Source organism: Leifsonia sp. NPDC056824 (assembly GCF_042789575.1).
In the GTDB taxonomy this organism is placed as follows: Bacteria; Actinomycetota; Actinomycetes; order Actinomycetales; family Microbacteriaceae; genus Leifsonia.
Map to the genome: position 1 here is coordinate 1304399 of NZ_JBHUAV010000001.1, position 13064 is coordinate 1317462.

13 protein-coding genes are annotated in these 13064 nt (G+C 72.6%); 7 read left to right on the forward strand and 6 right to left on the reverse strand.

The features are described 5' to 3' along the window. Positions 1-23: 23 nt before the first annotated feature. Positions 24-1016 carry an o-succinylbenzoate synthase gene (locus tag ACFRFH_RS06595; protein ID WP_382462186.1) on the reverse strand — a complete coding sequence of 331 codons (993 nt, stop codon included), beginning with the start codon at positions 1014-1016 and terminating at the stop codon, positions 24-26. Between the two features lie 57 nt (positions 1017-1073). Here ACFRFH_RS06595 and ACFRFH_RS06600 point away from each other — a divergent pair, with 57 nt between their 5' ends. The 3 genes from ACFRFH_RS06600 to ACFRFH_RS06610 are packed head-to-tail and all read left to right on the forward strand — an operon-like array spanning position 1074 to position 4237. Next, entirely contained in the window at positions 1074-1985 is a 912-nt protein-coding gene (locus ACFRFH_RS06600) for a 1,4-dihydroxy-2-naphthoyl-CoA synthase (RefSeq protein WP_382462187.1), read from the forward strand. Between the two features lie 48 nt (positions 1986-2033). Beyond that, positions 2034-3227 (forward strand): AMP-binding protein, encoded by a 1194-nt coding sequence (locus ACFRFH_RS06605; protein WP_382462188.1) that lies wholly within the window; start codon positions 2034-2036, stop codon positions 3225-3227. Positions 3228-3253: 26 nt separating this feature from the next. Continuing rightward, positions 3254-4237 carry a 1,4-dihydroxy-2-naphthoate polyprenyltransferase gene (locus ACFRFH_RS06610; RefSeq protein ID WP_382462189.1) on the forward strand — a complete coding sequence of 328 codons (984 nt, stop codon included), beginning with the start codon at positions 3254-3256 and terminating at the stop codon, positions 4235-4237. Here ACFRFH_RS06610 and ACFRFH_RS06615 read toward each other — a convergent pair. Further along, on the reverse strand, positions 4225-4539 hold the full coding sequence (locus tag ACFRFH_RS06615; protein ID WP_370055571.1) for a DUF4229 domain-containing protein: 315 nt from the start codon (positions 4537-4539) through the stop codon (positions 4225-4227). The two genes, ACFRFH_RS06610 and ACFRFH_RS06615, sit on opposite strands and share 13 nt — an antisense overlap. Before the next feature lie 42 nt (positions 4540-4581). On the opposite strand from ACFRFH_RS06615, the gene ACFRFH_RS06620 reads away from it, so the two are divergent. Next, on the forward strand, positions 4582-4935 hold the full coding sequence (locus tag ACFRFH_RS06620) for a PLD nuclease N-terminal domain-containing protein (RefSeq protein WP_382462190.1): 354 nt from the start codon (positions 4582-4584) through the stop codon (positions 4933-4935). Then, the gene (gene menD, locus ACFRFH_RS06625) at positions 4928-6703 is read left to right on the forward strand and encodes a 2-succinyl-5-enolpyruvyl-6-hydroxy-3-cyclohexene-1-carboxylic-acid synthase (protein WP_382462191.1); all 1776 of its coding nucleotides are present in this window, start codon (positions 4928-4930) and stop codon (positions 6701-6703) included. The genes ACFRFH_RS06620 and menD overlap by 8 nt, the downstream gene beginning before the upstream one ends. Positions 6704-6740: 37 nt before the next feature. Here menD and ACFRFH_RS06630 read toward each other — a convergent pair whose 3' ends face one another. After that, on the reverse strand, positions 6741-7562 hold the full coding sequence (locus tag ACFRFH_RS06630; RefSeq protein WP_382462192.1) for a LysM domain-containing protein: 822 nt from the start codon (positions 7560-7562) through the stop codon (positions 6741-6743). Between the two features lie 194 nt (positions 7563-7756). On the opposite strand from ACFRFH_RS06630, the gene ACFRFH_RS06635 reads away from it, so the two are divergent. After that, positions 7757-8302 carry an acyl-CoA thioesterase gene (locus ACFRFH_RS06635; RefSeq protein ID WP_382462738.1) on the forward strand — a complete coding sequence of 182 codons (546 nt, stop codon included), beginning with the start codon at positions 7757-7759 and terminating at the stop codon, positions 8300-8302. A gap of 26 nt (positions 8303-8328) precedes the next feature. On the opposite strand, the gene ACFRFH_RS06640 is transcribed toward ACFRFH_RS06635, so the two are convergent. Further along, entirely contained in the window at positions 8329-9699 is a 1371-nt protein-coding gene (locus ACFRFH_RS06640; protein WP_382462193.1) for an FAD-binding oxidoreductase, read from the reverse strand. A 94-nt stretch (positions 9700-9793) separates the two neighbouring features. On the opposite strand from ACFRFH_RS06640, the gene ACFRFH_RS06645 reads away from it, so the two are divergent. Beyond that, the gene (locus ACFRFH_RS06645; RefSeq protein ID WP_382462194.1) at positions 9794-10747 is read left to right on the forward strand and encodes a DNA-3-methyladenine glycosylase family protein; all 954 of its coding nucleotides are present in this window, start codon (positions 9794-9796) and stop codon (positions 10745-10747) included. Positions 10748-10781: 34 nt separating this feature from the next. On the opposite strand, the gene ACFRFH_RS06650 is transcribed toward ACFRFH_RS06645, so the two are convergent. Together ACFRFH_RS06650 and ACFRFH_RS06655 are read right to left on the reverse strand one after the other, a co-directional pair. Next, positions 10782-11336, reverse strand: coding sequence for an SRPBCC domain-containing protein (locus ACFRFH_RS06650; RefSeq protein ID WP_382462195.1), 555 nt, complete (start codon positions 11334-11336; stop codon positions 10782-10784). 134 nt (positions 11337-11470) lie between these two features. Then, a complete protein-coding gene (locus ACFRFH_RS06655; protein WP_382462196.1) occupies positions 11471-13060 on the reverse strand; it encodes a phytoene desaturase family protein in 1590 nt (529 codons plus the stop codon). Positions 13061-13064: the final 4 nt, after the last annotated feature.

Consider the following 13064-nt stretch of genomic DNA (forward strand, 5'->3'; position numbering starts at 1 on the left):
GCTCGCTGTGCCTCGCGGGGGCGTCAGAGCGCGGCCGCGTGCTCCACGATCCGGTAGCACCTGCGCACGCGGTCGAGCCACCACTGGGTGCGGTCGTCCGGAGCGGCCAGGCGGTCGAGTTGCGTGCTCAGCACGCGCGGGCGGAGGACGGGGATCGCGCCGTCCACCGGGACGAGCGGCGCCTCCGCGACGTCGTGCTCGAACATCGCGACGGTGCCGAGGCCGCAGTCGAACTCGAGGTCGGGCACAGCGGCGGCGAGGTGCGCGCCCATCGCGATGCCGATCGAGGTGTCCAGCGCGCTGGAGACGACGACCGGGAGGCCGGCCTCCGCCACGATGCGCAGCGCCGCGTGGATGCCGCCGAGCGGCTGGGCCTTGATGACGAGCAGGTCTGCGGCTCCGGCGCGCGCGACCTCCAGCGGGTCGCTCGCCTTGCGCACGCTCTCGTCCGCGGCGATCGGGATGTCCATGTAGCGCGTGCGGCGGCGGATCTCGGCCAGCTCCTCCACGGTGGCGCAGGGCTGCTCGACGTACTCGAGGTCGAACGGGGCCAGCGCGTGGATGGCGTGCTCGGCCTCGTCCACGTTCCACAGGGCGTTCGCGTCGACGCGGATGCGGCCCTCCGGACCGAGGTGCTCGCGGACCGCCCGGACGCGGGCCACGTCGTCGGCCAGGGTCTGGCCGGGTTCGGCGACCTTCACCTTCGCGGTGCGGGCTCCCGGGTACCGGTCGAGGACGGCGGGCACGTCGGCCGCAGCGACGGCCGGGACGGTGGCGTTGACCGGGATCCGGTCGCGCAGACGGGCCGGGGCGGTGCGCCAGCCGAAGTCGATCGCGGCGTGCAGCCAGGCTGCGGACTCCTGGTCGTCGTACTCGACGAACGGGGAGAACTCGGTCCAGCCCTCGGGGCCCTCGAAGAGGACGGCCTCCCGGACGGTGATACCGCGGAATCGCGTGCGCAGCGGGAGTCGGACGACGCGCGCTGTCCCTAACAGGTCGGTGAGTTCGGGCAGCATTGCACCAGTTTGGCACGCGACCCGATTTCGCATTGCGCTCGACCGTAGGCTTGTGGCATGGCTTCGGCAGTATCAGACATCTTCGACCCCGCGGTGTGGACGGACGTCCCCGGATTCGGGGGGCTCACCGACATCACGTACCACCACGACGTGAGCGGGCGCATCGCGCGGATCGCGTTCGACCGGCCCGAGGTGCGCAACGCCTTCCGCCCGCACACGGTCGACGAACTGTACGCGGCGCTGGACGACGCCCGCACGAACCCGAAGATCGGAGTCGTGCTGCTGACGGGCAACGGGCCGAGCCCGAAGGACGGCGGCTGGGCGTTCTGCTCGGGAGGCGATCAGCGCATCCGCGGCCGGGACGGCTACAAGTACGCCGAGGGCGAGACGGCGTCCGGCATCGACGCCGCGCGCAGCGGCCGGCTGCACATCCTCGAGGTGCAGCGGCTGATCCGGTTCATGCCCAAGGTGGTCATCGCCGTCGTCCCCGGATGGGCGGCGGGTGGCGGTCACTCGCTGCATGTGGTGTGCGACCTCTCCATCGCGAGTGCGGAGCACGGCCGGTTCAAGCAGACCGACGCCGACGTGGGGTCGTTCGACGCCGGTTACGGGAGCGCGTACTTCGCGCGGCAGGTCGGGCAGAAGTTCGGGCGCGAGGTGTTCTTCCTGGCCCGCGAGTACTCGGCGCAGCGCGCGTACGAGATGGGGGCGGTGAACGCGGTCGTTCCGCACGCCGAGCTGGAGGCGACGGCGGTCGACTGGGCGCAGGAGATCCTGACGAAGTCGCCCACGGCGATCCGGATGCTCAAGTTCGCTTTCAACGCGGTGGACGACGGGATGGTCGGACAGCAGGTGTTCGCGGGGGAGGCGACGCGGCTGGCGTACGGGACCGACGAGGCGGTGGAGGGGCGCGACGCGTTCCTCGAGAAGCGGGAGCCGGACTGGTCGCCGTTCCCGTGGCAGTACTGAGCGGGTGCGTGATCGGACTGTGTTCATGGATTCAGTGGTGAGGGCGAGGTGACGAGACCGTATCGAGTGGTCGACGCTCGCCGGACGGGAGAAGTCTTCGCCGCGTTGAGGAAGGCGCTCTCGGAAGGGGGAGCGGCGGTTGTGCCGCGGAACGTGGGCGGGGGCGACGCGCAGCCGGGCGCCGCGGGACGCGCGGACGGTGCGTGGCCCAGCGCGGCGGAGCGGGCGCCGCAGAACGTTGCGCTCGTCATCGAGACCTCCGGCTCGACCGGGGTGCCGAAACGGGTGGCCCTCTCGGTCGACGCGCTGCTGGCCAGTGCGGCCGCCTCCGCCGGCGCGATGGGAGGTCAGGGGCAGTGGCTGCTCGCCCTCCCGGCGCACTACGTCGCCGGCGCGCAGGTGCTGGTCCGCTCGCTGGCGGCTGGGACGGAGCCCGTCGTCTACGGCGACGGCCACTTCGATCCGCTGCGGTTCGCGGTGTCGGCCGGCGAGCTGACCGCTGACCTCCGCTACACCTCGCTCGTCCCGGTGCAGCTCGCCCGGCTCGTCGACGCGGCGGAGGCGGGCGCCCGCGAGGTCGGGTCCGCGCTGCGCAGGTTCGACGGCATCCTCGTCGGCGGGCAGGCGCTCGACCGCGGGCTGCGCGAGCGGGCCGAAGCGCTGGGTGCGCGGCTCCTCGCGACCTACGGGTCGAGCGAGACCGCGGGCGGGTGCGTCTACGACGGGGTTCCGATCGGGCCGACCGTCGTCCGGGAGGTGGACGGGCTGCTCGAGATCAGCGGGCCGACGCTCGCGGAAGGCTATCTCGGTGATCCCGAACGGACGGCGGCGGCGTTCCACGAGGAGGACGGCGTCCGGTGGTATCGCACGGGTGACTTGGGGGAGGTGCGCGACGGGCGCGTGACCGTGCGCGGGAGGTCGGACAACGTCATCATCTCCGGCGGCGAGAAGGTGCTGCTGGACACCGTCGAGCGACTCGTCCGCTCCTGGGACGGGCTCGGGGACGCGGTCGTCGTCGCCGCCGAGGACGCGCGATGGGGGCAGGTCCCCGTCGTCATCACGACGGGCAGTGCCGAGCTCGCCGGACTCCGGAGCCTGGTGACCGAGCAGCTCGGGCGGGCGGCGGCGCCCGACCGGATCGTGACCGTCCGCGAGCTCCCGCACCTCAGCAGCGGCAAACCGGACCGGGTCGCGGCCGCGCGGCTCGCGCGTGGCGACGCCGCCGATAGGCCTGTGGCATAGCGGTTGTTGTTACGATTCGCACTGTGATGAGCCAGAACAACCCTCGAATGCAGCGGATGGTGCCGCCCCCGGCGCGCGGACCTCGTGGCGGGCGGAGCGGCCGCCCGGGCGCCAAGGCGTCCGCCGTGCGTCCGGCCACGGCATCCGACTGGATCGCCGGCGCGCGGCTGCGGACGCTCCCGCTCGCCGTCGCTCCCGTGCTCATCGGCGTCGGCGCGGCGAAGATCGTGGAGGGCGCCGGCATCTGGCATCCGATCCGCTCGCTGCTCTGCCTGGCGGTCGCCGTACTGCTCCAGATCGGCGTCAACTACGCGAACGACTACTCCGACGGCATCCGCGGCACCGACCAGTACCGCGTCGGGCCGGGCCGTCTCACCGGCTCAGGCAAGGCCGCGCCGAAAAAGGTGCTCACGGTCGCCCTCACCTTCTTCGGCCTCGCGGCGGTCGCGGGGCTCATCCTCGTCCTGCTCACGCAGCTCTGGTGGGTGCTCCTCGTCGGGGCCGCCGCCATCGCGGCCGCCTGGTTCTACACCGGAGGCAAGCGTCCCTACGGGTACTACGGACTCGGCGAGGTCTTCGTCTTCGTATTCTTCGGGCTGGTCGCCACCATGGGCACGACCTACATGCTGGCCAAGACGGTCAACCAGGAGGCATTGCTCGGCGGCGTGATCGCGGGACTCATCGCGTGCGCGGTGCTCATGGTCAACAACATCCGCGACATCGAGCCCGACCGGCTCGCGAAGAAGCGGACGCTCGCCGTCCTGCTCGGGAGCATGGCCTCCCGGATCGTGTTCTGCGTGTTCCTGCTCGTGCCGTTCGGCATCCTCGCGGTGCTGGCGCTGTTCTACCCGTTCGCCTGGTTCGGGATGTTCGCGCTGCTCGCCGCGCTGCCGGCCTGCGTCATCACGCTGTTCGGCAAGGCGCCGCGCGAGCTCATCACGGCGCTGCAGCTCACCAGCCTCACCGGGCTGCTCGTGGCGCTCGCGCTCGGCGCGGCTTACGCCTTCTGACCGGGCGCGTTCTTGTGGGCCTCGCCCGCAGCGGCCTCCGCCTGGGCGGCGTCGATCGCCTCGTCCTCGGCGTCGTCCGCTGACGGAGCCGGCTTGTCGCGGTGGCGTGCGGCGTACAGATCGGACGCGACCGCGTGGCGCTGCTTGGCGAGCAGGATGTACGAGAGGCACAGTCCGATGAGGGCCGCGGCGATGACCGATGCGTACCAGACGATTCCGAGCAGAAGCAGGATCACGAGCGGCACCGCGAACAGCACGAGGCGCAGCACGGTGTAGGTCAACCAGGAGGGAATCCGCTTCACCCTCCCAGCTTAGGCAGGCTCGCTGAGAGTTACGATGTAGGCATGGTTCGCCTCTGGATAGTCCTCGGCGTCGCAGCCGCGGTTTTCTACATCTATTCGGTGGCAGACTGCGCTCTCTTCGACCGTTCCAGGGTGCGTGGCCTACCCAAGCCCGTGTGGGTGCTCATCATCGTCCTGTTCCCGATCATCGGCGGTGTCCTCTGGTTCCTGATCGGCCGCGGCCGGCGACGCGCGGAGGCCGGCCGGAGGATCAGCGCCCCGGACGACGACCCCGCATTCCTCGGCAAGCTCCGGATCGACCACGACCAGGAGGAGCGCATCCGCCGGCTCGAGAAGGAGCTGGCCGACCTCGACGACAACGGTCCAGACGACCAGACCGGCCGACGGGATGGGTGACCCGCGGGTCTCGGAAGAGCCCGCGGAGGTCGAGCAGACCGGGAACCCGGCGACCGACTACGCGCTCGCGCTCCTCGCCGGCTTCGTGGAGGCCGGGGTCGCCGACATCGTCGTGAGCCCGGGATCGCGTTCGCAGGCGCTCGCGCTCGCCGCGGCCGAACTCGAACGCGTCGGGTCGGCGCGGCTGCATGTGCGGATCGACGAGCGCGTCGGCGGCTTCCTCGCGCTGGGGCTGACCCGGGAGACGGGCGCCCCAACGGTGATCGTCACGACCAGCGGCACGGCGACCGCGAACCTCCACCCGGCCGTGCTGGAGGCCCACGAGGCCGGCATCCCGATGATCGTCGTCACCGCCGACCGGCCGAGCGAGCTGCGCGGCATCCGCTCGAACCAGACCACGCGGCAGGACGGGCTGTACGGGACCGTCGTGCGCGCGAGCCATGACGTCACGGCGCCCGTCGGCGCGGAGGGCGAGCCCGAGGAGGCGCGGGCGCTGGCGCGTTCCGCCGTCGAGGAGGCCGTGGGCGCGGCGACAGCGGACCCCGGGCCGGTGCACCTCAACGTCGGATTCCGCGAGCCGCTGTCGGTCGCGGTCCCGCCCGTGCGGGGACTCGTCCGCGGCGACCTGCCCGCGACGGCCGGACCCTCGGCGCTCGGCCGTGAGGTCGTGGAGCTGCCGGACGGCCCGCTCACGGTCGTCGTCGCCGGAGCAGATGCCGGAGACGCGGCCGCGGAGCTCGCCCGCGCGGGCGGCTACCCGTTGCTCGCGGAGGTGTCGAGCGGCGCCCGCTTCGGGCCGGAGCTGGTGGTCGCGTACCGCGAGCTGCTGCGGGACGAGTCCTACGGCGCCAGGGTGCAGCGGGCCGTCGTGTTCGGGCATCCCACGCTCAGCCGGGAGGTCCCCGCCCTGCTCCTGCGCGACGACGTCGAGGTGCTGGTCGTCGCTCCGACCGGCCGCGAGGCGTACAACCCCGGCCGGCGCGCACAGGTCGTCGGCGGTGTCAGCGCGCCCGCCGGCGTCGACCTCCGCAGCCCGGAGGTGCGGTCCTGGGTCGGGAGCTGGGTCTTCGCGAGCCGGCGCCTGACCGAGGAGGCCGAGCGTGCGGCAGACCCTGCGGCGTCCGCCCCCGACGTCGAGAAGGCGCGATCGTACGAACCGGCCGACGCGCTCGCGTTCGCCCGCGCCGAGCTGGCCGCGGTCCGCGCGCCGATCACCCGCCCGCTGCTGGCCGAAGCGCTCTGGCGGTACACCTGGCCGCACGACCGGCTCGTGCTGGGAGCGTCCCGCCTCATCCGCGACGCCGACCGGCTGGTGCCGGGGAAGAAGATCGTGGTGCACTCCAACCGCGGGCTCGCCGGCATCGACGGGACGATCGCGACGGCCACGGGCATCGCGCTCGCCGCCGAGGCGCGGGCGGTGGAGGCCGCCGCCGCCGCGGGTGTCACCCGTGTGCTGCTCGGCGACCTCGCCCTGCTGCACGACGTCGGCGCGTTGCTCGGCGGGGCGGGGGAGGCGCGCCCGCACCTGCAGGTGGTTGTGGGCAACGACGGCGGCGGGACGATCTTCGACGGGCTGGAGGTCGCGGCGTCCGCGCCGGCCGAGGCGTTCGACCGGGTGCTCTACACGCCGCAGGCGGTCGACCTGTCCGCGCTCGCGCGCGCGTACGGCTGGGAGTACGGCATCGCGCGCACCAAGGGCGAGCTCGACCAGGCGCTCTCGGCGCCGCCAGCAGGGCCGAGCATCCTCGAGGTGCCGCTGCCGCGTTGAGCGGTGTCGACCGCCCGGGCGCGCTGCGGCGTCCTCCCTACAGGCTGTCCGGGTCCAGGTTCAGCGCCGTCGACGCGAGCAGGTACTGGTTGCCGCCGTCGCCGGGCAGGTTCGGGTTGAGCCAGAGCAGCCATTCCACCGGTATACCGAAACGATCCGCGACCGCCGTCGTCGTGTCCCCCTCCGCGACCTCGTAGCGTCGCGGGGCGCCGCTCGCGGTCGTCGCCGTCACCGCGCCGGCCGCGTTGGGTCGGGCTCCGGAGTCGACAGGGTGCACGTTCGACGTCCGGACCGGCACCGACCAGCGCACCGTGTCCACGGCGAGCACCTTGTCCGGGCCGAGCTCCTGCGGCACTCCGTCGAAGGTTGCCGCGGACGAGTAAGTCACGAGCGTGCCGAGGTAGGACGGCTGGCTCACGCCGGCCAGGAGCGCCGTGGAGGCGGCGGGTGCGGAGGTCGGGCCGCCGAGCAGGTGGTCCCCGACGCCGTGGTAAGTCAGGCCGTCGCCGACGCGCGGTGCGATGTCGATGAAGGTGACCGACACCGGGACCGGAACCGTCGAGGTGAAGTTGGAGAACTCCGCCGAGTAGGTGTCGTTCCCGTTCGAGACCACCCGGTAGTGGAAGTGGATGCTGCCCTTGGGCGACGCGACGCTCGCCTCCGCGACCACCGTTCCGGCCGGGACCGTGGTCAGCGTCGCGGCGGGCACCGGCGTCGGCGTGGGTGTCGGCGTAGGTGTCGCAGTGCCATAGCTGCGGTTCTCCGCCATCCCTGTCGAGGTGGGCTTCGGCGTCCGCGAGTGCGTGGGCGCGGCGCCCGGTCGGCCTCCGCCCGCGAACAGCGCGCAGCCTGCAAGCATCGAGACGACGGCGACGGCGGTGACCGCCGCGGCCGCCGTCCGTCGAGCGTGTGCGCGAGTGGCCGTCGACGCAGTGATTCCCCGAAATATTCGATTCAGCACGATTTCCCCCTCGCAGAACCCTAGCGGGCTTGGAGAGGGTCCACAACGAAGATGAGGAGGGCTTGGCGCTTCACTAACATGACCGCGTGCACATGATCTTCCGGACGATGCTCCACGCGCTCCTCTCCCGGTTCGGCGCCCGCCTCGGCCACTGGGACGTGGCCCGCACCCGCTTCCGCGTGCTGCCGACGGACCTCGACATCCTCAAGCACATGAACAACGGCGTGTACCTGTCGATCGCCGATATCGGGCGCTTCGACCTGCTGCGCAGGAACGGAGTCTGGGCGATCTTCGAGCAGCGCGGCTGGTATCCGGTGGTCGCGTCGGAGACCATCTCGTTCCGCAAGTCGCTGGAGCTCTGGCAGTCGTTCGTGGTCGAGTCGCGCATCCTCGGGTTCGACGAGAAGGCCGTCTACGTCGAGCAGCGGTTCACGGTCGGCGGCGAGATCTACACCCAGGCATTCATCCGCGGCCGCTTCCTGAAGCGCAGCGGCGGGGTCGTCTCCATCGAGGAGCTGCTGGAGGCCGTCGGGCCCGCGCCGACCGATGTCACCATCCCGGAGTGGCTGCTCGAGTGGGGTGGGGACGCCGCGCTGCCCTCGACGCGCGCGGAGGCGCCGAGCGTCTGGGCCGACTGAGCATTGGGCCGACTGAGCGCCGCCGCTCAGGCCGGACCGAACGCGAAGACGCCCTCCGGATCGTAGCTGGCGCGCGCCTCGGTGAGCCGGGCGCCGACATCGGCCGGCCAGGAGGCCGCGAACGTGGCCGGATCGGTCAGATCGGCAGCCCAGTTGACATTGGTGACGGCGGAGACGCGGTGCTTCAGCGCGCGGGTGATCGCCTCGGCCGCCGCAGGCGCGGCGGAGTCGAAGGTCGCCGGATCGGCGGCGATGGCGCTCAGGGTGTAGCCGCTGGCGCGTCCGCCGACGGCCGTGCCGTCGTGGGTGTCGCGCCGGGCCGCGCCGCCGAGCTGGCGGATCTCCAGGGCGAGGAAGGGCGACTCGACCTTCGGGCCGGCGATGTCGAGCAGGGCGTCGCCGTCCGCGGCGTCGAAGTCGTCGAGCATGAAGCCGCGGATCCAGGCCGGGGAGCCCTCCTCCGGGTCGTTGTGGATGGTCGCGACCGCCGTCGTCGGGATCTCGCCCACGACGTCGAGGAAGACCGGCGCTGCCGCGCGGATGGGGGCGAACAGGCGCTCGCCCACCGCCGCGTCGCCCGGGTAGGCGAACCGCACGCTCAGCACGGTGCGTCCGCGCAGCGGCGGAGGCGGCCCGTCGACGTCGGGGATGCGCAACAGGACGACCGAGGTCGTGGCGACCTCGCCGAGCGAGCCCGCCCAGTCGACCCAGGCGCGGAAGGCCGGCTCGATCGCCTCGCCCTCGAAGAACACGCTGCCCGCGTAGAGGGTGGTGAGCGGCACCAGCTCGAGCGTCATCTCGGTGACGACACCGAGGCCGCCCTTGCCGCCGCGGAGCGCCCAGAACAGCTCAGGGTGCGAGTCGGCGTCGGCCGTCACGGTCTCGCCCTCCGCGGTGACGACCCGGAAGCCGCGCACCCAGTCGGCGGTGAAGCCGTGCGTGCGGGCCAGCGGGCCGAGGCCTCCGCCGAGCGTGTAGCCGACCGCGCCGACGCTGGTCGAGGACCCGGTGACCGGGGCCAGCCCGAACTCGGCGGCCGCGGCGATGACCGGCGCCCAGCGGACTCCCGCGCCGAGCCGGACGAGCCGGGACGCGGCGTCCACATCGATCGCGTCGAGCGCGCGGGTGGAGACGATGAGGCCGCCGCCGATCGGCGCCTCCGAGCCGTGGCCGGTGGCCTGCACGCGCACAGGCAGGCCCTGCTCGCGCGCGAACCGCACGGCCTCCGCCACGTCCTCCTCGTCGGCGACGGCGACCACGACATCCGGGTCGTGGAGGACGGTGGGATTGAAACAGGCGACCTCGGCGGCGAGCCCCTCGTCGCCGCGCACGTAGACGGTTCCGTGGACGCGGTCGCGGAGGCGCGCGACGGCGTCGGCTTCGATAGCGATTCCCATGGGGAGAACCTAGGGGAGGCCACCGACAGGCGGCCAGTCCCGTCCTCGGCGCAACACGGCGCCGCAGTCAGCCGCGTGACGTAGCATGCCGTGCATGACCGCCGTGCTCCCCGCCGACGCCCCCTCCGGGCGCGCCGTGGAGACCGTGTACCGTCCGGACGGCCCGCTCGACCTCTCCGGCACGCTGGGCCAGCTGGGCCGCGGGTCGTACGATCCGACGACCACCTGGGACCTCGGCGGGATGTGGCGCACCTGGCGCACCCCGGAGGGGCCGGCGACGCTCCGCGTCCTCCGGCCCGCGGCCGACGGCAGTGTCGCGGCAGCAGCGTGGGGTCCCGGCGCGCACTGGGTGATCTCCGCGGTCCCCGGGCTGCTCGGCCGGGGCGACGACTGGTCGGCGCTCGACGTGGGGTCGCATCCGCTGCTGAGGCAGAGCCTGCACCGCAATCCCGGGCTACGCCTGACGCGCACGGGCCTGGTGCTGGAGGCGCTCCTCCCGGCCATCATCGAGCAACGCGTCACCAGCCTGGAGGCGTACCGGTCCTGGGCGCGACTGTTGCGCTGGTACGGCGAGCCCGCGCCGGGGCCTGCGCCCGAGGGGATGCGGGTAGTGCCGACGCTGCAGCAGTGGCGCGGCATCCCGTCGTGGGACTGGCATCGCGCCGGAGTGGACCCGCGGCGGGCCCGTGCCGTCCAGGCGGTGCTCGTGCTGGCGCCGTCGCTGGAGCGCGCGATCGGGGCCGCCGCCTCCCTCGACGACGCGGAGACCGCCCTCCGCACCATCTCCGGCGTCGGGCAGTGGACGGCAGCCGAGACCCTGCAGCGCACGCACGCGCATCCGGACCTGGTCAGCGTCGGCGACTACCACCTGGCGCACCAGGTCGGCGAGGCGCTCACCGGCTCGCGCGTGGACGACGACGGCATGCTCGAACTGCTGGAGCCGTGGCGCGGCCAGCGTCAGCGCGTCGTGCGGCTGATCCTGGCCAGCGGGTTCCGGTTCCAGCGCAGGGGACCGCGCATCACCCTCCAGGACCACCGCTGGCACTGAGCGGCGGCCGGAGCGGCGGTGGGCGCAAGAGCGCTCAGCCGGTGGTGCCGTTCCGCTGAGCGGTCTGGTGCTCGATGCGGATGTCATGGTCCAGCTCGCGGCACAGCGTCTCGTAGTGCTCGCGCATCGCCGGGTAGTAGTCGTCCCAGTTCGGCAGCGGCTTGCCGTTGTGGGCCGCCACGAGGCGGTCGAGGTAGTAGTCCCAGCCGATGCAGTAGTCGGCCGAGGTGCCGATCGCGCGCAGGCGCTGGCCGAAGGTGACGGTCGTGTGGCCGCTGGCCTCCGTCAGGTGCACGAACATCACCAGCGAGTCCGGCGCCTGGCCGACGTCGACGTGGAGGCGGTGCGGGGCGTCGCAGAGCATGACGGCGACGTTCTGCCACTCGGCGCCGTCGCCCTCGGCGTTCATCCGGAACTTGACCGCGCCGGTCGAGCCCGTGCCCGTGTACTCGCCGATCCACTCGGCGAGCCGGGGGGACCTGCTGAAGTAGGTCCACACCTCCTCGATCGGAGCTTTGAAGATGCGGTCGAGCACCACGTACACTCCGTCGTCCTTGCGTACGAGTCGTCCTGTCGGCTGCGGCATCATGGTGACCTCCTACAGAGTCCCCCTCGTGATCCACACACTAGTCACCGGTTCGCGATTACGGCAGGGGGCCACGCCTGGGTGTCGCGTGCGAGTCCTTCCAGTCCTCGAAGGCCAGTCCTCGCAGGCGCGCGGGATCAGCCCTCCAGGACCGCCATCGCAGCGTTGTGGCCGCCGAGCCCGCTCACCGCGCCGCCGCGCCGGGCTCCCGAGCCGCAGAGCAGGATGCGGTCGTGCCGCGTTGCCACGCCCCAGCGCTCGGCCGGGGTGCGCAGGTCGTCGCCGTCCTCCGCGAACGGCCAGGACAGCGGGCCGTGGAAGATGTTGCCGCCCGGCATGTTGAGCGCGTGCTCGAGGTCGCGGGTGGTCTTCGTCTCGATGCACGGGTTGCCGTCGCCGTCGGTGAGCAGGAGGCTCTCGACCGGCTCGGCCAGCACCGAGTTCAGCGAGGCGAGCACGGCGTCCTGGAGGCGCTGGCGGGTGGCGTCGTTGTTGTCGTCGGTCAGCCAGCGATCCGGGGTGTGCAGGCCGAAGACGGTGATGGTGTGCGCTCCGCTCTCGGCGAGCTCCGGGTCGAGGATGCTCGGGTCCGCGAGCGTGTGGCAGTAGATCTCGCAGGGCAGGAGCTCGGGCATCACGCCGCGCAGCATCCCGTCGTGCGCGGCCTCGAGCTGCGTGAGCGTCTCGTTGATGTGGAACGTGCCGCCGAACGCCGCGGCCGGGTCGACCGACTCGTCCCGCAGCCGTGGCAGCCGCTTCAGGAGCAGGTTGACCTTGACCTGGGCGCCCTCCGCGCGCGGGCGGGGCGGGTCGGCGGTCTCGCCGAGGAGGCCGTCGAGCACGTCCGGGGCGACGTTGACGAGCACGGTGCCGCCGTCCACCCGGCGCTCGTGGCCGTTGCGCGTGTAGGAGACGGTGCCGTCCGGGCTGATGGAGGTGACCTCCGCACCGGTGACGATGCGCGCGCCGGCCTCGCGGGCGACGCGGGCGAGCTCGCCGGTGACGGAGCCCATGCCGCCGACCGGGACGTCCCACTCGCCGGTGCCCTGACCGATGACGTGGTAGAGGAAGCAGCGGTTCTGGGACAGGTCGGGGCTGTCGACGCTGGCGAACGTGCCGATCACGGCGTCCGTCGCCGCGACTCCGCGCACGAGGTCGTTCCGGAGGCGCGACTGGATGAAGCCGCCGATCGGGCGCTCGATGAGTGCGTCCCAGAGCTCGTCGTCGCCGACGAGGGCCTTCGCCTCGCTGCGGGTGAGCAGCGGCTCGGTGACTGTGGGCCAGAGCGCGCGGGCCACAGCTCCCGTCGACTCGTAGAAACGGTCGAACGCCGCGGCGTCGTCGGCGGCGCCGATCCGGGCGAAGGACGCGGCGGTGGCCTCCGCGTCGGTGTTGTCGATGAGGAGGCCCGCGCCGTCCGGGTCGCCGGGCACGGGCGTGTAGGAGGAGTAGCGCCGCCGGGCGAGCCGGATGTCGAGGCCGAGGTCTTCGATGATCCGCTGCGGCAGGAGGCTGACGAGGTAGGAGTAGCGCGACAGCCGTGCCTCCACGCCGGGGAACGCCTGGGCGCTGACGGCCGCGCCGCCGACGTCGTCCAGTCGTTCGAGCAGGATGACGCTGCGTCCTGCCTTGGCGAGATAGGCGGCGGCGGTGAGGCCGTTGTGCCCGCCGCCGACGATCACGACATCGTGGCTCGCGGCTGCGGGAGAGGCTGCGGGGTCGGTCATGGCT

Coding starts and splice junctions, on each gene's coding strand:
- ACFRFH_RS06610 (WP_382462189.1), top strand. CDS start 3,254: ATGAGCCAGAACAACCCTCGAATGCAGCGGATGGTGCCGCCCCCGGCG.
- ACFRFH_RS06650 (WP_382462195.1), bottom strand. CDS start 11,336: ATGATGCCGCAGCCGACAGGACGACTCGTACGCAAGGACGACGGAGTG.
- ACFRFH_RS06600 (WP_382462187.1), top strand. CDS start 1,074: ATGGCTTCGGCAGTATCAGACATCTTCGACCCCGCGGTGTGGACGGAC.
- ACFRFH_RS06630 (WP_382462192.1), bottom strand. CDS start 7,562: ATGCTTGCAGGCTGCGCGCTGTTCGCGGGCGGAGGCCGACCGGGCGCC.
- ACFRFH_RS06635 (WP_382462738.1), top strand. CDS start 7,757: ATGATCTTCCGGACGATGCTCCACGCGCTCCTCTCCCGGTTCGGCGCC.
- ACFRFH_RS06655 (WP_382462196.1), bottom strand. CDS start 13,060: ATGACCGACCCCGCAGCCTCTCCCGCAGCCGCGAGCCACGATGTCGTG.
- menD (WP_382462191.1), top strand. CDS start 4,928: ATGGGTGACCCGCGGGTCTCGGAAGAGCCCGCGGAGGTCGAGCAGACC.
- ACFRFH_RS06595 (WP_382462186.1), bottom strand. CDS start 1,016: ATGCTGCCCGAACTCACCGACCTGTTAGGGACAGCGCGCGTCGTCCGA.
- ACFRFH_RS06645 (WP_382462194.1), top strand. CDS start 9,794: ATGACCGCCGTGCTCCCCGCCGACGCCCCCTCCGGGCGCGCCGTGGAG.
- ACFRFH_RS06640 (WP_382462193.1), bottom strand. CDS start 9,699: ATGGGAATCGCTATCGAAGCCGACGCCGTCGCGCGCCTCCGCGACCGC.
- ACFRFH_RS06620 (WP_382462190.1), top strand. CDS start 4,582: ATGGTTCGCCTCTGGATAGTCCTCGGCGTCGCAGCCGCGGTTTTCTAC.